A 19,063-nucleotide genomic window follows, 5' to 3' on the forward strand; every position below is an offset into this window, starting at 1 on the left:
GGTGTTGCCGGAGGCTGTGCAATATGACTTTCCCGCAGGCGCAGGTAGTAGGGCGGATGGGGCAATTCTTGTAAATTGGTAGTGTTGCTAGGTAGGGAAGGTGATTCGACTCTTCTCGGTGTAGTCGTATTCACCGCAATCGGGACGGCGACGGGGGCATTCGACTCTTCAATAATCCAGGAGATTACCGACAAGAGGAAGGCTTTTTATGCGGCTCCGGTACCCAATGGGTATAGGTTGTAAGTGATGAGCACGCGGGCAACCCATTTGATTGCCCGCAGAGTGGGAAGTTGTTCTTATTTAATGACGCCGAGATCCAGGATCTTCTTCGCGATATATTTAGATCCGTCAGTTGTTAGGTGTCCATAGTCCCAGCTGGTTAATTTTGATGGCTCCCCGCTGATATGCGTCATGCAACCATCTGCATTGCAGAGGAGATCATAAATTGACACGAAAGTTACTTTTGATTTTTGAATGTAGTCCTTGAAATTAGAATCTATTGTTTTGATTTCTGGATTCAATCCCTCGATCAATCGGCTGGGTATTCTATGAAGTGGGTAGTCGCTTTTCCATCCCTTATATACAAGCTTAGGAAGTGGATCAAGCCATTCAGGGGAGGGGCCTAGAACAATAACGTTCTTAATTCCAGATGCGATTATTTCATCGATTGTGTGCAGCAGCTTAGCCTGATCCTGAGATCCGCTACTCCAGTCTGCTCCGTATCTGCCCCATGCTCCGAACAGAATAACGGTATGTGGTTGAATTTCCTTAATGGACGACAGTATGAAGCTGTTACTTACTATGCATACGGTGCCAGCAAAGTCTAAGATTGGCGGGCACGAACTTCGAGTTGCTTGAAGAACCGTAGTTTTGTCGCCAATCACTGCAGCCACGCCTGGGTACAGTCTCGCCGCGTGGGAATCCCCCCAAATCAATACGCCTTCACCAGGTTTATTCCCGGCTGAGGTTAGGCATTTTTTGGCGAACCCATCGTATGGGTCACTTACTCCGAGCCAGCACTCTGGGTAACGGGCGTCTGTAGCAAATTCGTATTTGAAGTCGGCAATCCCTTGTATCTCCACCGGGAAGCGAGACGGAAAACCATCGAACCTGAACGTTGCATAGCCAATAATTCCGACACCAATCAAAAGGGCCGACAACAGCGCAACGGCAATCCGAGGGTTTGCCTGAAGGCGGATTGGCTTTTCTACGAAGCGAAAGGTGAGCCACGCAAGTATTAGGCTGGCAACGACTGCCGCCAATCTGATGGGTACGGTGGGCGTCTCGCTACTCATGATTCTGGCGAATGAGAGTAGCGGCCAATGCCAAAGATATAGAGGGAAGCTGATCAACCCCACCCAGACAAAGATTCGATTGGATAGCACCACCCTGTTGATCCAAGCGAATGGGCCTGCAGCGATGATAAGTGCAGCCCCAACGGTTGGCAGCAGTGCCCACCAGCCGGGGAATTGGTTGCTCTTTGTCGTTAGGGAAAATGCAGCTACCAGGAATGCAAGACCGATCAGTGCTTGGGTATTTCGAATCAGCCGGACCGCTGGCGCCTCTCCATTTTGGAAAAAATTGCGGCGTGTTGTCACATAGGCCAGAAATGAGCCGACCAGAAGTTCCCAAAATCGTGTCTGTGGTGAATAGAAAGTGGCCACCGGGTCAGATTGCACGCTCGAAATGTTCAGAGTGAACGATACGCCGGCGATTAGGATGATCAAGATCAGGGAGTTCAGTCGAGCTTTCCAAGCGGCCCAGACCATCAAAGGCCAAATCAAGTAGAACTGTTCTTCAATCCCAAGCGACCACAAGTGCAAAAGAAGTTTTGTCTCTGCGCTGTTGTCAAAGTATCCGGCCTCACCTAGCAGTACGAAGTTAGAGGTAAACGCAGCGCCGCCGGCAATATGCTTTCCAAGTTGCATGTATTCATCGGCAAGCAGGCTGATCCAGCCGAGTGCCCAAGTTGACGCCAATACGATCAAGAGAGCCGGAAAGATTCGATTTACGCGGCGGCTATAAAAAGTTGCGAAGCTGAAGCTGTTTTTCTCAAATCCCTCGAAAATGATGCTTGATATCAAAAAGCCAGAGATTACAAAGAAAACGTCAACGCCGACAAAACCTCCCCGAATGAATGATGGAAAGGCATGGAACGCAACTACAGATATAACTGCAATAGCGCGCAGCCCGTCTATATCAGGTCGGTACTTCGGGTGGCTGAGATGCTGGTCGATCGCGGACTGTGCCGGTTCGGATAACGAGGTCATTGTTGTTCGCGGATCCGTCTGATTAATGCCCCATGCTTAGGCGCCGAGCATCGTACCAGTACTACAAACCATTCCCTCCATTGAGCGGGTATTTTTTTGCATGGAAAAGGTAAGACTGCGTCCGGGAAGGATCATGACGTGTTCTGCGGCCTGAGGCGAATGTTTGGCCGGCCAGATCGCGCGCTGTGGTCTGGACGTGGACGATCCGCCACCGTCTGGACGACGGCAAGAACACGTCGTGCTGGAGAGAGGAATAATGCGTTTCAGGGAGTTGATGTGAAGGTCGCAGAACCTGCATGGCAAAGCGTCTGATTAGACCCTGTTCATGCGAGAGTTCCCAGGCACGGATTTGTTTTTTGCTTCAGTGACTCTGATACCTTAGAGCGCGGACATGAAGAGCTAGTCTTCCTGGCATGTAGTCGACTTTGAGGAAGTGGCAGCGATCAATGAAGAAAATTCTGGTTTATGGGTCGACAGAGTTTGGAGCCGTCGTGCGCGAGCTGGTACGGCACAGCGGGGCGTATTTCGCCGGTTTTGTCGATGACTGGCATGCCGGAGAGGGCATTGTCGGAACGCTGGAAGACGTTATCCATAAATGCCCGCCTGATGAATATGACTTTGCCATTGCCATCGGGTACAAGCACCTTGAGGCACGTCGGCGCAAGTTCGAGGAGCTGCTTGCTCACGGCTACAGCCTGCCGTCTTTCATTCACCCACAGGCCTATGTGAGTGACAGCACCACAATTGGCGCTGGCGCCATGGTCATGGCACGTGCCGTTCTGGACATCAGGACGCATGTCGGGGATCTGGCTGTCGTATGGCCTGGGGCTGTGATCAATCACGACTGTGTAGTAGATGGAAACACGTTCATTTCCCCGAACGCCACTCTCTGCGGGCATTCCCGAGTCGGAATCGATACCTTCATCGGCGCTGGTGCGGTGGTGGTCGACCATACGACTGTGCCGAGTGGTTCCTTCATAAAGGCAGGATCGGTCTTTGTCCAGAAACGGGCGAGCAACTAAATATCCAGAGCGCATCAAGGCAACACACAATGACGCCTCCGCGTGGATTTAGCTGACAGTACCAAGCCGAGCAGATGCCAAGAAGGTGCTCAGCGCTGTAGCCGGCCTTACCCATTATCAGAGGGTTTGAGTGCTAGCCCGAAGAGGTTCGTTGCAATGACGTGCTTCACCCACTGGCCTGCTGATGTTAGTTTGCGCACCTCCTTCGTCTATCGGCCTGGCGTTTAACCATGCGTAACGCTGTATATAAAAAAATTCTACTGTTGATGCCGATGGTGTTGATCTGTGCGCTGCTCAGTGGCGTGTTTCTTCCGGTCTACTCTGATGAGGTTGTGACCAAGTTCAACAACGCGCGCTTTTTCATGGAAAGCGGGCAGATGCTCTCGTTTTTTCCACAATGCACCACCACTGTTGGTCATGGGGTAGCGTGGGTCTTTTATCCGGCGGCAATACTGGTTTCTTCAGTTTATGCTTACCTGCAACCTTTAGGCTTACGTGTGAGCGGCGTTGTGCTCGCGTTGGCTTGGTTCGGGCTGTTGGCTTACTGGTGCCATAGACAGACGGCTGAGGAGGGCGCCAAGCGCTTTACCTTCCTGGTCGCTTTCGCGTCCCTGGGGGTAATGCCCTATCTCTGGGTGCTGTCGCGCCCGGAGCAGTTCATGTTGCTGCCGGTTCTGCTCTTTTGCATTTTGGCTCTGTTCACCCCCGCGCAGAGCAGCAGAGGACGGCAATTGGTTGTAATGGGCGGGCTGGGGCTGCTGCTGTCGGTGTTTTTCTATGCTCATCCCAAGAGCCTTTTTTTCACACCATTCTTTCTTGCTGCCGTGTGGATTGCCACCCGAGGCTTCAACCTGCTGATTCGCGCAGGCCTGGTGCTCTATGCCCTTGCGTTGAGTGTGCAAGTGTTGCGCGATGCCAGTTTGTTGGGCGGATGCCAAGATGCACCGGCCGTCCAGGCGATGCTGGCTGCCAACAGCCTGATGCCCGGTCTGCTATTGAGCGACCCTGTTGCGTTCTTTGGAGCGGTTTGGCAGAACATCAGCCTGTTTCCCCAGCGCATGCTCGTTCACCTGACCTTCAGCCCGACCTTTCAATCGGGTTGGCTTCCGCCCTTGACGGAAAATCCCGCCCCGTTGCTCTGGTTGAATCCACTCATTCACTACACTCTTCTGGTGTTAGTGGCGGGCAGCCATTTGCTGGCGGTGGGGCTGGCAGTGATCTCCCTGGCACGTCGGCGGATGTCGGCTGCACTTCTATTGGCGTCGCTGCTGGCTGCGGGCGATCTGCTCAATGTCGCGTTGTATAACCTCCAGAACTTTTATGCCGGCATCCAGTATGTCCCGCTGTCTATTGTTATCGTCGCCTTGCTGTTCCAGTGCCTGCCGGTTGTCCGGCCATGGTTTGCGGCCAGGGTAGCCGGGCACCTGACACTGGCGTTTGTGGCCGGTCTGTCGCTAGTGTCATTGTTCGCGCTGTTCTACCTGGTAACGCCGAATCTGCTGCGCAATGCCGATTACGCAAACGCCAGTATTCCTGGCCAGCCGCTGTCCGTTCCGGTATTGGGCGCCCAGGCACATCTGGATTCGATCCGGGAACTGGGCGAGTCCTGTCATATTCCGGCGGACCACGCTGAGCACGTGGTGGTCGATCACATGACCTACTTCGCCTATCTGAAAGATCGTAGCCCTGTACACGTCCTGTATGTTTCGGCGTTTGGCTACGGTGGGGATCTGCTCAATGGCAAGTTGCTGCCATTTCTCAAGGAAAGGAACAGCCCGGGCCTGATCACGCGCTGTGAGTGGGTACCCAATGAGTTCCGCGATGTCCAGCGGCAGAATGACCGTGGTTATTGCTGCGTCGACTTTGGTGTCAGGTAGGAAGGGCGCCGGCCCGCTCCTTACCGCGCAGGCGCGTAGTGAGCGGGACGACTGAGGGGCTCAGGCAAGTGCTGCAACGAGCACGGCAATGACGCGATCCTGCTGTTCAGGCGTCAATCCTACCCACAGGGGCAAGCGGATCAGCCGTTCCGATTGCCGGTCGGTCACGGCCATTGAGCCATGGACCCTGCCATAGCGCTTGCCAGCTGGCGACGAGTGTAGTGGCACGTAGTGGAACACTGAGTGAACACCCGCGCTTTTTAGTGCATTGAGCACCATCTGGCGGTCAATCTGCGAGTCCAGCAGTACGTAGTACATGTGAGCGTTGTGGGTGCAGTCGGCGGGTACGATCGGGCGTCTGAGCAACCCCTTCTGCTCCAGAGGCGCCAAGGCATCATGGTAGTGCTGCCAGCAGGCCAACCGCTGCTCGGTGATGCCTGTGGCTTCCTCCAGTTGTGCCCAGAGAAATGCGGCGATCAATTCGCCAGGCAGGAATGACGATCCGACCTCTTGCCAGGTGTACTTGTCCACTTCACCACGGAAGAAGCTGCTGCGGTCTGTGCCTTTTTCGCGAATGATCTCAGCGCGTCGAACCAAGGCCGGATCGTTGACCAGCAGCGCGCCGCCTTCGCCGGAGATGACGTTCTTGGTTTCATGGAAGCTCAATGCACCAAGACTGCCAAGGCTGCCCAGTGGGCGCCCTTTGTAGCAGGCCATGATGCCTTGTGCGGCATCTTCGACAACGTGCAAGTCGTGTCGTTGTGCGATCGCCAGAATGCTGTCCATCTCGCAGGCTACGCCCGCATAGTGCACGGGAACGATAGCCCGGGTGCGCGGGGTGATAGCGGCCTCGATCAAGCGCTCATCGAGGTTAAGCGTGTCTTCGCGAATATCCACAAACACCGGTACACCGCCACGCAGTACGAACGCGTTGGCGGTGGAGACGAAGGTGTAGGACGGCATGATGATCTCATCACCGGGCTGGATATCCAGCAGCAGGGCCGCCATTTCCAGCGCTGCGGTGCAAGAGTGAGTCAGCAGTGCCTTGTTGCAACCGCTGGTGTTCTCCAGCCACTGGTGACAGCGTTTGGTGAACGGCCCATCGCCTGCCAGCATATTGCCGAACTTGGCTTCGGCGATGTAATACAGTTCCTTGCCGGTCATGTGAGGGCGGTTAAACTGAATTTTTTCGCTAGTCATCGCAGTATTCCGATCAGGGTTTAGTGGCGATCATCAACAGTGAGCCGCCGACGGGAAAGCGCACGCCTGTTTTGATCAGCAGCAGTTCGATTTGCATCACCGTTTCCAGGGAGCGGTTAAGCCAGCGAGGGATGTTGAATTCGTTCATGGGATCATGCTGTTTGCTCGCGCGTTTTCTGGAGAGCCACATCAAGGGGACCAGTAGACTGACGAACGAGCTGACATAGCTCACTTGCAGGCCGGCCTGCTGAACCTTTTCCACCAGTTCAGCTCGGCTATAGCGACGCATATGGCAGGCATATTCGTCGACCTGCGACCAAAGCCAGCGATGTTGCGGCACCGTCAGCACCAGGGAGCCTCCAGGACGGATGGCCCGGGCAAGGTTACGCAATACTGTTTCGTCCTGCTCTATGTGTTCGATGACGTCGAATGCGCCGACTACGTCATATCGATCGACTTCATCCAACTGGGTCGCGTCCAGCTGTCTGAGCTGCGCGGTTGGAATACGCTTGCGGGCGTACTCAAGTCCTTCCTCGAAGTATTCCGAACCGTGCAGCTCAATCTGCGGCCAGGCACGACTGATTCCTTCTAGTACATAACCGGTGCCGCAGCCAATCTCTAGCAGGCTGTTAAAGGGCCTTACTTTTTTGGTCAAGGCCCAGAGCACTACCTGATTGCGCACTCTGAACCACCAATGACCCGACTCTGCCTGAGCAAGTTGACCATAGGACGAGGACGGAAAAGGCGAACGATCGGGGGAGGTCATTGGGTTGCCTTGAAGACGAAGAGTTTGAGGGTCACGAACAGATAGCCGGCGACCACAAAGATAGCCACCGCTTGTACCCACTGGTGCGCATAACCGAAGTGATCGACGAACACGGCGAGCAGACAGAAGTTGATGCCATAACCAACAGTGTGGGCCAGGATGTAGCGTATACCTGAACCCAGGATCCCACCTTGGTAGGAGAAGGTCAGGCGGCGGTTTCCGAAGAAGCCGACCAGCGCGCCAGCCATATAAAGTGCGGTCATGGTCAGTTTCGGAGTGCTCCCCAGTTCAGTCAGCAACAGATAAAGGGCATAGCCGCAGGCATTGCTGAGTAAGCCGACAAAGGCATACTTGAGCAGTTGCACAGCAGGTATCCGTTTTGTCAGTCGAGCGGTCAGGCTGTTCATTGAGTTGCTACGTCCAGCGCTTGGCCGAAAGCCGGTTTACCTGCACAGCCAGGGCAGAGGAAAACCAGCCGTTTGCCGTCATGAGCGACCATAAATGTTCCTGACAATGGTGTAGGGACGGCGCTTGCTTTCGGAGAATATTTTGGAAAGATAGATGCCAATGATGCCCATGCATGAGAGGACCAGGCCGCCAAGCAACCATATCGAGACCATCACCGAGGTCCAGCCCGCCATGGTATAGGAGAAGAACAGCGAGTTGATCGTCAGGTAGACGGTATAGCAGCAGGCAAATGAGAAAATAATCAGGCCAATGTAGAAAATGGCGACCAGCGGCAGGACGCTGAAAGAGGTGACGGAATTCACCACCAGTGACAACTTGCGCCTGAAGGTGTAGGTCGACTGGCTACTGCTGAGTTTTTGTATGGTGACAGCCTTTTGTACGAAGCCGGTGATGTGAAACAACCCGGCCATGAACACCTCTCGTTCTTCATGGCACAGCAGCGCATCGACATAGCGCCGACTCATCAAGCGAGCGGTGACCACGTTGGCGGGAAGCGACAAACCCGACAGTCGGTTGATCAACGTCCAGAAGAGACCTCCGCTCAAGCGTTCGAACCAGCTGCCTTTGCGCTGCTCCTGCACCCCATAGACCACGTCACAGTCCTCGCCGCGCATCTGCTCGGAAAAGGTCAGCAGACACTCCGGAGGCTCCTCCAGGTCGCTGTCAATCAAGAACACCTCGTCGCCCTTGGCGTGGGCAAGCCCTGTCATCATGGCCTTGTGATGACCGAAGTTCCTTGAAAGATCGACCAACACCACATGGCGATCAGTTTCTGTCAGGCGAATGGCTCGAGCCAGACTGTCATCGGGCGAGCCGTCGTTGACCAGGACGATTTCATAGTCATCGCCTGCAAGTGCTTGCGCGACGCTGCTGCAGCGTGCATGAAACTCTTGGAGGTGGAGGGCTGATTGATACAGGGTGGCGACGATGGACAGTCTCATAAGGTGACATGCTTCATGTAAGTTTTAGATCCAGTGCCGCAGTTGAAGAGCAGGTCAAGAATGCTGACCCCGTGGACGAACGGGCCCCACAGTTGCGGGTATTCGCGGTAGTCACTGTAGTCGAACCAGTGCAGATCGATGCCTTGCGCCTGGAATAGTTCGGGCTGCAAGTAATCCTTGGCGGACGGCCCGGAAATATAGTCACTGGCGCCCGCCTGCCGGCACAAGTCGACCAGACGCTCGGTCTTGCCTTCGCCCATCTGGTAATCCCAGGAACAAGAAATCCGCGTATTGATGCCCAGGTAGACGCAGATGGCCTTTATCAGGTTGCTGTTCAATTGGGTTAGGTGGCTGTAGGACGTTTCTAGGTACAGGGGACGAAGCCAGGTAGCGATAGCATCGAAATGTGCTGCCCGCCGGTAGTTACTCTCCAGGGTCTTCCAGTGTTTGATCTGCCAGCCGTCGACCAGAGGTACATCACGGATACGCCGACGAATATCTTGGCCGACGGGCACTGTAAGCCACTGTACGCCCTGTGGCGTCTTGATCTGGTTACGGTTGCGCCAGTCGTTTTTAGTGAATTGCATATCATCGTAAAGGATGAATTCATCCACCGCAGCGATGAGGTCGAAGTAACCCTTCCAAGGGATATAGTTGGACTGCAGGATGGCAATTTTCTTCACATTGAAATCCGTTCGCGGGCAAGCGCACTGCCTATTTTGGAATCAGTGCCGTTGCCTGTGTAATTCTGAGGCTGTTCCCTATGCTAACAGTAACAAGCGCAGTGGGTTACCCAAGGCATCTGCAGTCGCTTGAACCCTGGTGCTTGATATGCCCGGCGCGGACATGAAGGTTCCGCGATACGTTTTTGTTGTTTATGCATGATTTATGCAAATCAGCATTTGTCATCTTCGAAAAGAACAAGCACTATGCGCGTTATGCAAAAACGCAATGTTTCTACCGTCTTAAGAGCGCTGCTCGATCAGCACGGGATCTCCCCCACGGAGCTTCACCGTCGCACCGGCGTGCCTCAATCCACCCTCTCGCGGATTCTCAGCGGGAAGATCGTCGATCCTTCGGATAAACACATCTCGAAGATCGCCGAGTACTTCCGCGTGAGCACTGACCAGTTGCGTGGCCGCGCCGACGTTGCGCCGGCCACCGCGCCTGCACGCGACGAGTCGCATTCGGAACTCAAGGATATAAGCCTGTGGGATGACGATACCCCCGTCGATGACGACGAGGTCTCGGTCCCCTTTCTTCGCGAGGTTGAATTGGCTGCAGGATCAGGAAGATTCGTCATTGAAGAGAGCGAGCGCGCAAGCTTGCGCTTCGGTAAGCGCAGCTTGCGGCATAACGGCGTGCAGTTCGACCAGGCCAAATGCGTGACCGTGCGCGGCAATAGCATGTTGCCAGTGCTGCGCGATGGCGCCACCGTTGGGGTCAACGCCGGAAAATCCGGGATTGGCGACATCGTGGATGGCGACCTCTACGCCATCAACCATAACGGCCAACTGCGGGTGAAGCAGCTCTATCGTCTGCCTACCGGGATTCGTCTGCGCAGCTTCAATCGCGATGAACATCCGGACGAGGACTACAGCTTCCAGGAAATCCAGGAAGAGCAGATCGTCATCCTAGGCCACGTCTTCTGGTGGGGCATGTACGCCCGCTAACCCTTAGCTGTCAGGCAAAACCCGTCATAAGGCGGGTTTTTTTTCGCCTGAAGAAACCCCTCCCAGCCTTTGTTTGCGGGGCTTTCATGCGCCTGTGCATTTTAAGCGCATAAATAAATGCATTTGTGCATTGACTGCATATGCATTGATGCATATTCTGTGTCCCAAGCCGCTCGACAAAGCGGCTGGCAACAAAGCTCTTTAGTTCCACCACAAAGGCAGCGATGAACCGGCCTCAACGGTTCAGAGGGTTGGCAACTGACCCGGGTGTGCAGCGTAAAGCACCAGAAGCAGTTATCCGGCGGGCAGGGACCGCGGTCGGAAGAACAATTTGAATCGATCCGTACCGCGCCAGTAGCGCCGAAAGATCAACTTCGCTTCTCGCCATCGGCAGAAGGAAGACGCAGGACCGCATTACTGAAAAGCCCGGCCAAAAATCCGGGCTTTTTGGAATGCCTACCTACCGTCAGGCACACCAAGAGACAACGCTTGAAGAACACACAACCCCATCACCTTTTTATCAACGCAGGAGGCGTGACATGACAAACGAGCAGCAAGCGTTGCTGGACATGCCGATCTGGCTGGTCATTGCCCTGGCGGTGGTCGGCGGGGTGTCCGGCGAAATGTGGCGCGCCGACAAGGAGGGCGCTCGCGGCTGGCCACTGTTGCGGCGCCTGGCGCTGCGCTCCGGGGCCTGCATGGTCTGCGGGGTCTCGACCATCATACTGCTGTATGCCGCTGGCGTGTCGATCTGGACCGCTGGCGCCTTCGGTTGCCTGACCGCGATGGCGGGCGCCGATGTCGCCATCGGCTTGTACGAACGCTGGGCGGCCAAGCGGATTGGTGTGAGTGATGTACCACCGCGTGATTCCAGCCAGGACCACTAATGGCAGCAAAAGGATCATATCTGAACAAGTCCAATGGAATGGCTGACGGGGGCGTAGACAACGACCTCGACCCGCAAGGATGCGGGTTATCGACGGCAAATTCCCTTTACTCAAACCCGCCCCCGAGCGGGTTTTTTATTGCCCGGTGAAACCATGCACATCACCCCGATCCTCAAGCAGCTCCGCGATCAATGCCCGTCGCTCGCCAATCGCGTGGTCGTCGGCATCGATCCACAAACCCTGCCCACCACCCCACCGCAACCCACCCCGGCCGCCTATGTCGCGGTGATCGCCGATCTGGCGAGCAAGAACACCGCGCAAAACGCGTTTCGGCAAACCATTCGCGATCGCTTCGAGGTGACGTTGTTGCTCGATGCCACGGATGCCGCGCTGGCGCTGGATCAGTTGCAGGGGCTGCGTGCCGAGCTGTGGCGGGCGTTGGTGGGGTTCAAGCCGGGTGGCGATTACGACGCCATTGAATACGACGGCGGCGAGTTGGTTTCGATCAACACCAGCCGCGTGCTTTACCGCCTGCGCTTTTTCGCCGAATTCCAGCTGGGCCGTAACAGGTCCGGTGAGCCGGCGGAAACCTGGCACGAGCGTGAACTGGACGGCTTGCCGTCCTTTACCGGGGTGACCGTGCGGGTCGATGCGATCGACCCGGCGGACCCTAACCTGAAACGTCCGGGGCCTGACGGGCGCCTGGAACTGACTTTCTCTGGAGACGTAAAGCAATGAGCAAACGCATCACTGTGCTGCCGGCCGAAGGCCGTGCCGTGCCCGACCCGGAAGCGGGCGATCTGTTGCCTCTCGAGGGCCGTGAAGTGCCGGACAACGCCTGGTGGCGTCGACGTTTGGCCGATGGCGACATCACTCTTAACGCCGTGGAAGCGGCAACACCACAGGGAGCCAAATAATGGCGATCGGATTCAGCAACATCCCCGCGGACATTCGTGTTCCGCTGTTCTACGCCGAGATGGACAATTCGGCAGCCAATAGCGCGTCGTCGGCCATGCGCCGCTTGATCGTCGCTCAGGTCAACGACAACGTCGCCAGCGCCGATGTCGGCAAACTGGTGCTGGTGTCTAGTGTGGCACTGGCCAAAAGTATCGGTGGCCAAGGCTCGATGCTGGCCTCGATGTACGACACCTGGCGCAAGACCGACCCGGTTGGCGAAATCTGGTGCCTGCCGCTGCACAACACCGTGGGCAGCATCGCCAAAGGCGTGCTGACCCTGACCGGCACCGCAACAGAAAGCGGCGTGCTCAACCTGTACGTCGGCGGCGTGCGAGTTCAAGCGGCCGTGGTCAACGCTGCAACGGCGGCTCAGGCAGCGACTGCACTGGCCTTGAAAATCAACGCCAGTGCCGATCTGCCGGTCACCGCCATCGCGGCTGAGGGCGTGATTACCCTGAGTGCCAAATGGACCGGTGACAGCGCCAACGACATCAGCCTGCAGTTCAATCGCCTGGGCAAGAGCAACGGCGAAGCCACGCCGGCGGGCCTGACCACCGCCATTACCCCAATGACCGGTGGCGCTGGCGTGCCGGATCAGGTTGCCGCAGTCGCTGCACTCGGCGATGAACCGTTCGAATTCATCTGCATGCCGTGGACAGACACTGCGACCCTCAATACCTGGCAAGCCGTCATGGATGACAGCGTCGGTCGTTGGTCGTGGGCCAAGCAATTGTTCGGTCACGTCTACACCGCCAAACGCGGCACCGTTGGCACCCTGGTGGCCGCCGGCCAAACCCGTAACGACCAGCACATGACCATTCAGGCGCTGGAGTTGGGTGTACCGCAACCGTTCTGGGTTCAGGCTGCTGCGCTGGCTGCGCGCACCTCGGTATTCATTTCCGCCGACGCCAGCCGTCCGACCCAAAGCGGCAGCCTGCCGGGTGTCGAGCCGGCTCCGGCCAGCGAGCGTTTCACCCTGACTGAACGCCAGTCGCTGCTCAACTACGGCATCGCGACGGCGTACTACGAAGGCGGTTACGTGCGCATTCAGCGGGCAATCACCACCTATCAGAAGAACGCTTACGGCCAGGCGGATAACTCCTACCTGGACAGCGAAACCATGCACCAGTCGGCGTTCATCGTGCGTCGCCTGCAAAGCGTGATCACCAGCAAGTACGGCCGCCACAAACTGGCCGCCGACGGCACCCGCTTCGGCGCCGGCCAGCCGATCGTTACCCCGAGCAGCATTCGCGGTGAGCTGATCGCCCAGTACGCCAAGCTCGAACTGGAAGGCCACGTGGAGAACGCCGAGCTGTTCGCCCAGCACCTGATCGTCGAACGCGACAGCCAGGACCCGAGCCGCGTCAATGTGCTGTTCCCGCCGGATTACATCAACGGTCTGCGGGTGTTCGCACTGCTGAACCAATTCCGTTTGCAGTACGAAAACGCGGCCTGAGTGCCGCGTTTCACTGTGTGACTTGTGCCCACTTCGCGTGGGCTTTTTATTGAAGGGAGAAACACCATGGGTCAACTGATTGCGGGCACCTGCTACGTCAAAGTGGACGGCGCTCAACTGACCATCAACGGTGGCTGCGAAGCGCCGCTGATGTCTACCAAGCGCGAAACACTGGTGCCGGGTTTCTACAAGGAAACCGACATCACTCCGTCGTTCAAAGTCACGGCGCTGCACACCCCGGACTTCCCGCTCAAGCAGCTGATCGCCGGTACCGACATGACCGTTACCTGCGAATTCAATAACGGCAAAGTCTTCGTGCTGGCCGGTGCCTATCTGATTGATGCACCGATTTCCAAGGGCGATGACGCGTCCATCGCGCTGGTCTTCGAAGGCGTGAAGGGGACCTGGCTATGACTCAGCTCGTGAAGCTGCAAGTGGCCATCGAGGCCCATGGCGAGCCACTGACCGAACTGACCCTGCGCCGTCCGACGGTGCAGGAGGTACGGGCGATCAAGGCGCTGCCGTACAAGATCGACAAGAGCGAAGAAGTGAGCCTGGACATGGACGTCGCGGCCAAATACATCGCGGTGTGCGCCGGCATTCCGCCGTCGTCGGTCAACCAGTTGGACCTGGCTGACCTCAACGCCTTGAGCTGGGCCGTTGCGAGTTTTTTCATGAGTGCGGCATCGGCGCCATCACCGATCTGATCGCTGTCGCCTATGACCTGGCCTGGTTCTGGAAGGTTGACCCCGAACAGATGATGGCCAGGCCACTGGACGTGCTCCGCGAATCACTGGAGCACGCGCAACGGATCAATGCGATGCAGCAGGTGCAGTGATGGCGAATACACAAACAAGCATGAGCATAACGAACGTCCAGGCCACGGTGAACATGTCCGTGGCCATGCTCGGTGCCCAGAAGCTGGAGGCCGAGCTGACGGGTATTCGCGCAAAAATCGGTAAATTCAGAAAAAGCATGGAGGAAAGTGGCCTCGGCCAGCTCGATGTATCCGGGTTCATCAAGGGCGGCGGTTTGGTGCAGCCGTTTATAAACGGCATCAAGAAGGCTGTTGCAGCGGAAAACGAACTCGAGCAAAAGAGCGAAAAACTCCAGGCGTTGAAACCGCCCGATATCAAGCTGGGTAAAACGGCGACCAACCTCAAGCAATTCAACGACGCGATGGACGACGTTTCCCTGAAGATAGGGCAGGCGCTGTTACCGGCGGTCAACAGTGTGGTCACTGCGCTTACGCCGATGATCAGCGCGGTGGGTGAATTCGTGGCGAACAACCCTTCGCTGGTCGAGGGGCTTGCAGCGGCAGCCGTGGCATTCACGGTGGTCACCACGGGTGCCATGGGGGCGGCTGCGGTGCTCGGGCTGCTGGCTTCGCCGATTGGGATCATTGCCGCCGTGGTTGCTGTGGCGGCGGGTTTGATCGTGGCTTACTGGAAGCCGATTTCGGGATTCTTCAGCGGTATCTGGAAAACCATGCAAGGTGCCGCCGAATCGACGTTTTCGGTATTCAGGGGCCTGTTCAACTGGAAACCGGTTGAGGCGCTGGCCAAGAGTTGGGGGGCGATCACCGGGTTTGTGTCTGAACTCTGGGGACCGATCGGTGAGTCGACGGCGCAGACCTGGGACACCATCAAGTCGGTCTTCGACTGGTCGCCCATGACAGTGATCGAGGGGGCCTGGGCGCCGCTCAGCGAATTCTTCGGTTCGCTCTGGGATGGCATCAAGGCGGTCGCGGCACCCGTCATGGACTTCTTCAAGACGCTGTTTTCCTGGCACCCTCTGGTCATTGTTGCCAGTCACTGGCAGCCGCTGGTGGGCCTGTTTTCAGCGATCTGGGATTTGCTGCGCGCTCTGGCTGTACCCGTGATGAGCTTTTTCAAGAAGCTCTTCGACTGGTCGCCGCTGGGAATGGTGGTCAGCAACTGGAAGCCGTTGGTTGGTTTCTTCTCGGCGACCTGGGATGTGTTGCGGGCGTTGGCCGCGCCCGTGATGAGCTTTTTCAAGAAGCTTTTCGACTGGTCGCCGCTGGGTATGGTGATCAACAACTGGAAGCCGTTGGTGGGTTTCTTCTCTGCAACCTGGGATGTGCTGCGGGCACTGGCGGCACCGGTGGTCGACTTTTTCAAAGGTCTGTTCGACTGGTCGCCGATGGCGCTGGTCAGCGTGGCCTGGGACCCGCTGAGCAATTACTTCTCGGGGTTGTGGCAAACCCTGGAGGTCATGGCACAGCCGGTGGCGGACTTTTTCAAAGGTCTGTTCGACTGGTCGCCGATGGCGCTGGTCAGCGCGGTCTGGGACCCGCTGAGCAATTACTTCTCGGGGTTGTGGCAAACCCTGGAGGTCATGGCACAGCCGGTGGCGGACTTTTTCAAAGGTCTGTTCGACTGGTCGCCGATGACGCTGGTCAGCGCGGTCTGGGACCCACTGAGCAATTACTTCTCGGGGTTGTGGCAAACCCTGGAGGTCATGGCACAGCCGGTGGCGGACCTTTTCAAAGGTCTGTTCGACTGGTCGCCGATGGCTGTAGTCAATGCGGCCTGGGAGCCACTGAGTGGGTTTTTCTCTGGCTTGTGGGACTCACTGACCAGCGTCACGGCACCGGTCGGGGAACTGTTCAAAACGCTGTTCGACTGGTCACCGATGGAGATGATCACCACGCACTGGGCGCCGATCACGGAGTGGTTCAGTGGGCTATGGGAAAAGCTCAAGGCGATTATCGCGCCGATCAAGGAAATGTTCAGCGGCGGTTTAGATGGCGTCATTGCGAAAGTTACCGGCAAGGTCGAAGGCTTGACCGAGGCACAACAGAAAACCAACGCCGAAGGCAAGGGTGAGCTGGCGCCAGCGTTCTTCGGTGCCAGTAGCGAGCAGCCGTCGCTGCCGAGCGACTTGCCTAAAGGCTCCAACGCCCTGGTGCAACAAAGCGCCGCCAACAACCGCGCGCAACTGGAGGGCGGCCTGACCGTGCGCTTTGAAAACGCACCGGCCGGGATGCGCACCGACCCGCCGCAAACCAACCAACCGGGTCTGGCCCTGACGTCACAAATCGGCTATCGCTCACTTTCTCTAGGAGGTTCCAATGAGTTGGCGTGATCGTTTGTTGCCGGCGTCGTTTCGCGGCGTCGGATTCTGGGTCGATCAGGCGAAAACCCCGGTCGGTCAGAAAGGCCAGTTGCATGAGTATCCCCAGCGTGACCAACCGTTCTTCGAAGGCCTTGGCCAACAGGCGAAGATCCACGACCTGACGGCCTTTATCGTCGGGCCCGATTGCCTGGAGCAGCGTGACAAACTGCTCAAGGCGCTGGAGGAGGGCGCGGGTGAACTGGTTCATCCGTGGCTGGGGCGGATGCAGGTCAAGGTCGGTGAGTGCGAAATGACCCAGACCCGCCAGGACGGCGGGCTGGTGACGTTTGCCCTGAAGTTCTACCCCGACCAGCCACTGCAGTTTCCCACCGCTCAGGTCAACACTCGCATGCAATTGCTGGTGTCGGCTGACAGCCTGTTGGGATCGATGGTGCGCCGCTTCGAAGAGGCCATGAGCCTTATCAAGGCGGCGCGGATCGGCATCAAAGAACTGCGCGATAGCCTCAAAGAGGTCTACGAGGTTATCGAGCACGAGTTCAAGCCGCTGATCGAGACTTACAAGGAGCTCAGTCTGCTGGTCAAGGCCATCAAGGAACTGCCCCGTGAAGTGAGCGCGGAGTTCAAGGGTTTGCTTGGCGACATCAAGGAACTCGGGGACTTTGCGCGTGAGGGTTACCGTGGTGTGCTCGCCAACGTCTCGCAGCAGGTAGAGGCGGTGAAAAAGATCGATGCACCGAAGCTCACCACCGGCAAGGACACCGTGGCGGCGGCTCAGGCCATGGCCAATCTGGTGCAGGACGCGTTGTTGGTGAAACTCGGCTATCAGGTGGCGTTGATGCCGGTGGCCACTCCCGTGGTCAAATTGAACTCCACGCCCTCCCTGGCACAGCAAGCCGTACAGCCGGTGCGGCGAGTGGACGTGCCGGTGGCCGACGATGTGCTGGCCTTGCGTGAGGCGCTCAACGAAGCGATCTGGCAAGCCGCCCTCAAGGCGGACGCTGTGCACTATCAAGCGCTCAATGCATTGCGCCAGCAATTGTTCGGGCACCTGACGGCCGTGGCGTCGTCCGGTGTGCGGCTGATTACCCTGTCTCCCAATCAGAGCATGCCGGCATTGGTGCTCACCTATCAGTACCTGGGGGATGCCACGCGGGTGGGCGAAGTGACGCAACGCAACGGTGTGATTCACTTTGGATTCCTGCCTGTGGGCGACCTGAAAATCGCCCAGGAGTAAGCCATGACCGAACTTGCAAATGCCGTCAGCCTGACCGTTGACGGTCTGGATTATGGCGGCTGGAAAAGCGTTGAAATCAGTGCGGACCTGGAGCGTCAGTTCCGCACTTTCAAACTCAACATCACCTGGCAATGGCCGGGGCAAACCCTGGCAGTGCCGATCAAGCCGGGTTCGCGTTGTCAGGTGCGAATTGGTTGCGATCTGGTACTCACTGGCCACGTCTACAAGGCGCCGATCAGTTACGACGGCAAGCAGATCAGCCTGAGCATCGAGGGCAGTTCGCTGACCCAGGACCTGGTGGATTGCGCGGCGATCAACCGTCCGAGCCAATGGCAGGAACAAAGCGTGCTGAGTATCGTCCAGGCCCTGGCGTCGCCTTATGGCGTGGGCGTGGTCAGCGAGATCCCACAAACCGCCAAGCTGAACAAACACAGCATCGTCCCTGGAGAAACGGTGTTTCAGTCCATCGACCGCTTGCTGACCTTGTACCGGGTGTTCTCCACGGATGACGCCGAAGGCCGAGTGCTGCTGGCGAAACCGGGCAGCGGTGGACGGGCCAGCGATGTGCTGGAACTGGGCAAGAACATCCTCTCGGCCAACGCGCCGATGGATTTCAGCCAGGTGTTTTCCGAATACCGGGTGATCGGTCAGCACAAGGGCAGCGACACCCAAAGCGGCAGCGCGGTGAGCGAAGTGTCAGGTGTGGCAACCGATGCCACGACCCAACGCAAACGGGTCACGGTGATCAGCGAAAGCGCTCAACTGACGTCAGAACTGGCGCAGCAACGCGCCGACTGGGAAAGCGCCACCCGCACCGGAAAAGCCCTGACGACGACCTACCGCGTGCAAGGCTGGCGGCAAACCAACGGCGACTTGTGGCGGCACAACACGCTGGTACGAGTGATCGACAAAGTGCTGGGCTTTGACCAGGACCTGTTGATCTCGAAGGTGACTTACTCGCTCTCTGAACAGGGCTCCATTACCACCCTGCAAGTGGCGCCACCGCATACCTTCGACGCCAACCCGGTGCCCCCCAAATCCTGAGTTCACGTTAATGCGTAGCAGCTGCCGAAGGCTGCGTTCGGGCGCGTAGCGGCCGTGAAACCTGTATCGACGATTAACCTGAAGTACCGCAGCGCCTGACTTCACGACTGCTACGCAGCCGAACGCAGCCTTCGGCAGCTGCTACAGAGTGCATCGCCGTGCCGGGCCT

18 protein-coding genes are annotated in these 19,063 nt (G+C 57.3%); 12 read left to right on the forward strand and 6 right to left on the reverse strand.

Going from position 1 to position 19,063, the window contains the following annotated elements:
* Nucleotides 1-296: 296 nt before the first annotated feature.
* Nucleotides 297-2,270 carry an acyltransferase family protein gene (locus tag NTD87_RS13210; RefSeq protein ID WP_262114386.1) on the reverse strand — a complete coding sequence of 658 codons (1,974 nt, stop codon included), beginning with the start codon at nt 2,268-2,270 and terminating at the stop codon, nt 297-299.
* Between the two features lie 446 nt (nt 2,271-2,716).
* On the opposite strand from NTD87_RS13210, the gene NTD87_RS13215 reads away from it, so the two are divergent.
* Complete coding sequence (locus NTD87_RS13215) at nt 2,717-3,292, forward strand: hypothetical protein (protein ID WP_262114387.1); 576 nt, start codon at nt 2,717-2,719, stop codon at nt 3,290-3,292.
* Nucleotides 3,293-3,522: 230 nt separating this feature from the next.
* Nucleotides 3,523-5,169, forward strand: coding sequence for a hypothetical protein (locus NTD87_RS13220; RefSeq protein WP_262114388.1), 1,647 nt, complete (start codon nt 3,523-3,525; stop codon nt 5,167-5,169).
* Between the two features lie 60 nt (nt 5,170-5,229).
* Here NTD87_RS13220 and rffA read toward each other — a convergent pair whose 3' ends face one another.
* The 5 genes from rffA to NTD87_RS13245 all read right to left on the reverse strand — a co-directional run bounded on the left by rffA (nt 5,230) and on the right by NTD87_RS13245 (nt 9,227).
* A complete protein-coding gene (gene rffA, locus NTD87_RS13225) occupies nt 5,230-6,369 on the reverse strand; it encodes a dTDP-4-amino-4,6-dideoxygalactose transaminase (RefSeq protein ID WP_262114389.1) in 1,140 nt (379 codons plus the stop codon).
* Nucleotides 6,370-6,382: 13 nt separating this feature from the next.
* Nucleotides 6,383-7,135: a class I SAM-dependent methyltransferase gene (locus NTD87_RS13230; protein ID WP_262114390.1), complete on the reverse strand. Its 753-nt coding sequence runs from the start codon at nt 7,133-7,135 to the stop codon at nt 6,383-6,385.
* The gene (locus NTD87_RS13235) at nt 7,132-7,542 is read right to left on the reverse strand and encodes a GtrA family protein (protein ID WP_262114391.1); all 411 of its coding nucleotides are present in this window, start codon (nt 7,540-7,542) and stop codon (nt 7,132-7,134) included. The genes NTD87_RS13230 and NTD87_RS13235 overlap by 4 nt, the downstream gene beginning before the upstream one ends.
* 78 nt (nt 7,543-7,620) lie before the next feature.
* Nucleotides 7,621-8,544 carry a glycosyltransferase family 2 protein gene (locus tag NTD87_RS13240; protein ID WP_262114392.1) on the reverse strand — a complete coding sequence of 308 codons (924 nt, stop codon included), beginning with the start codon at nt 8,542-8,544 and terminating at the stop codon, nt 7,621-7,623.
* Nucleotides 8,541-9,227: a WbqC family protein gene (locus NTD87_RS13245; RefSeq protein WP_262114393.1), complete on the reverse strand. Its 687-nt coding sequence runs from the start codon at nt 9,225-9,227 to the stop codon at nt 8,541-8,543. Before NTD87_RS13245 ends, NTD87_RS13240 begins: the two co-directional genes overlap by 4 nt.
* A gap of 255 nt (nt 9,228-9,482) precedes the next feature.
* Between NTD87_RS13245 and NTD87_RS13250 the strand changes: the two genes are divergently transcribed.
* From NTD87_RS13250 to NTD87_RS13295, 10 genes are all read left to right on the forward strand, one after another.
* Complete coding sequence (locus NTD87_RS13250) at nt 9,483-10,217, forward strand: XRE family transcriptional regulator (protein ID WP_262114681.1); 735 nt, start codon at nt 9,483-9,485, stop codon at nt 10,215-10,217.
* A 539-nt stretch (nt 10,218-10,756) separates the two neighbouring features.
* Nucleotides 10,757-11,104 (forward strand): phage holin family protein, encoded by a 348-nt coding sequence (locus NTD87_RS13255; RefSeq protein ID WP_262114394.1) that lies wholly within the window; start codon nt 10,757-10,759, stop codon nt 11,102-11,104.
* Nucleotides 11,105-11,257: 153 nt separating this feature from the next.
* On the forward strand, nt 11,258-11,842 hold the full coding sequence (locus NTD87_RS13260; RefSeq protein ID WP_262114395.1) for a hypothetical protein: 585 nt from the start codon (nt 11,258-11,260) through the stop codon (nt 11,840-11,842).
* Nucleotides 11,839-12,021, forward strand: a complete 183-nt coding sequence (locus NTD87_RS13265) for a DUF2635 domain-containing protein (protein ID WP_262114396.1) — start codon at nt 11,839-11,841, stop codon at nt 12,019-12,021. Before NTD87_RS13260 ends, NTD87_RS13265 begins: the two co-directional genes overlap by 4 nt.
* Complete coding sequence (locus tag NTD87_RS13270; protein ID WP_262114397.1) at nt 12,021-13,517, forward strand: phage tail sheath subtilisin-like domain-containing protein; 1,497 nt, start codon at nt 12,021-12,023, stop codon at nt 13,515-13,517. Before NTD87_RS13265 ends, NTD87_RS13270 begins: the two co-directional genes overlap by 1 nt.
* A 66-nt stretch (nt 13,518-13,583) precedes the next feature.
* Nucleotides 13,584-13,931 (forward strand): phage tail tube protein, encoded by a 348-nt coding sequence (locus tag NTD87_RS13275; RefSeq protein ID WP_262114398.1) that lies wholly within the window; start codon nt 13,584-13,586, stop codon nt 13,929-13,931.
* Entirely contained in the window at nt 13,928-14,224 is a 297-nt protein-coding gene (locus NTD87_RS13280) for a phage tail assembly protein (RefSeq protein WP_262114399.1), read from the forward strand. The genes NTD87_RS13275 and NTD87_RS13280 overlap by 4 nt, the downstream gene beginning before the upstream one ends.
* A gap of 151 nt (nt 14,225-14,375) precedes the next feature.
* Nucleotides 14,376-16,625 carry a phage tail protein gene (locus NTD87_RS13285; RefSeq protein ID WP_262114400.1) on the forward strand — a complete coding sequence of 750 codons (2,250 nt, stop codon included), beginning with the start codon at nt 14,376-14,378 and terminating at the stop codon, nt 16,623-16,625.
* Complete coding sequence (locus NTD87_RS13290) at nt 16,612-17,850, forward strand: DNA circularization protein (protein WP_262114401.1); 1,239 nt, start codon at nt 16,612-16,614, stop codon at nt 17,848-17,850. Before NTD87_RS13285 ends, NTD87_RS13290 begins: the two co-directional genes overlap by 14 nt.
* 3 nt (nt 17,851-17,853) lie before the next feature.
* Nucleotides 17,854-18,894, forward strand: a complete 1,041-nt coding sequence (locus tag NTD87_RS13295) for a phage baseplate assembly protein (protein ID WP_262114402.1) — start codon at nt 17,854-17,856, stop codon at nt 18,892-18,894.
* The last annotated feature ends 169 nt before the right edge of the window (nt 18,895-19,063 follow it).

It is taken from the genome of Pseudomonas sp. 6D_7.1_Bac1 (assembly GCF_025465945.1).
Lineage (GTDB): Bacteria > Pseudomonadota > Gammaproteobacteria > Pseudomonadales > Pseudomonadaceae > Aquipseudomonas.

Coding starts and splice junctions, on each gene's coding strand:
- NTD87_RS13210 (WP_262114386.1), bottom strand. CDS start 2,270: ATGACCTCGTTATCCGAACCGGCACAGTCCGCGATCGACCAGCATCTC.
- NTD87_RS13215 (WP_262114387.1), top strand. CDS start 2,717: ATGAAGAAAATTCTGGTTTATGGGTCGACAGAGTTTGGAGCCGTCGTG.
- NTD87_RS13220 (WP_262114388.1), top strand. CDS start 3,523: ATGCGTAACGCTGTATATAAAAAAATTCTACTGTTGATGCCGATGGTG.
- rffA (WP_262114389.1), bottom strand. CDS start 6,369: ATGACTAGCGAAAAAATTCAGTTTAACCGCCCTCACATGACCGGCAAG.
- NTD87_RS13230 (WP_262114390.1), bottom strand. CDS start 7,135: ATGACCTCCCCCGATCGTTCGCCTTTTCCGTCCTCGTCCTATGGTCAA.
- NTD87_RS13235 (WP_262114391.1), bottom strand. CDS start 7,542: ATGAACAGCCTGACCGCTCGACTGACAAAACGGATACCTGCTGTGCAA.
- NTD87_RS13240 (WP_262114392.1), bottom strand. CDS start 8,544: ATGAGACTGTCCATCGTCGCCACCCTGTATCAATCAGCCCTCCACCTC.
- NTD87_RS13250 (WP_262114681.1), top strand. CDS start 9,483: ATGCAAAAACGCAATGTTTCTACCGTCTTAAGAGCGCTGCTCGATCAG.
- NTD87_RS13255 (WP_262114394.1), top strand. CDS start 10,757: ATGACAAACGAGCAGCAAGCGTTGCTGGACATGCCGATCTGGCTGGTC.
- NTD87_RS13260 (WP_262114395.1), top strand. CDS start 11,258: ATGCACATCACCCCGATCCTCAAGCAGCTCCGCGATCAATGCCCGTCG.
- NTD87_RS13265 (WP_262114396.1), top strand. CDS start 11,839: ATGAGCAAACGCATCACTGTGCTGCCGGCCGAAGGCCGTGCCGTGCCC.
- NTD87_RS13270 (WP_262114397.1), top strand. CDS start 12,021: ATGGCGATCGGATTCAGCAACATCCCCGCGGACATTCGTGTTCCGCTG.
- NTD87_RS13275 (WP_262114398.1), top strand. CDS start 13,584: ATGGGTCAACTGATTGCGGGCACCTGCTACGTCAAAGTGGACGGCGCT.
- NTD87_RS13280 (WP_262114399.1), top strand. CDS start 13,928: ATGACTCAGCTCGTGAAGCTGCAAGTGGCCATCGAGGCCCATGGCGAG.
- NTD87_RS13285 (WP_262114400.1), top strand. CDS start 14,376: ATGAGCATAACGAACGTCCAGGCCACGGTGAACATGTCCGTGGCCATG.
- NTD87_RS13290 (WP_262114401.1), top strand. CDS start 16,612: ATGAGTTGGCGTGATCGTTTGTTGCCGGCGTCGTTTCGCGGCGTCGGA.
- NTD87_RS13295 (WP_262114402.1), top strand. CDS start 17,854: ATGACCGAACTTGCAAATGCCGTCAGCCTGACCGTTGACGGTCTGGAT.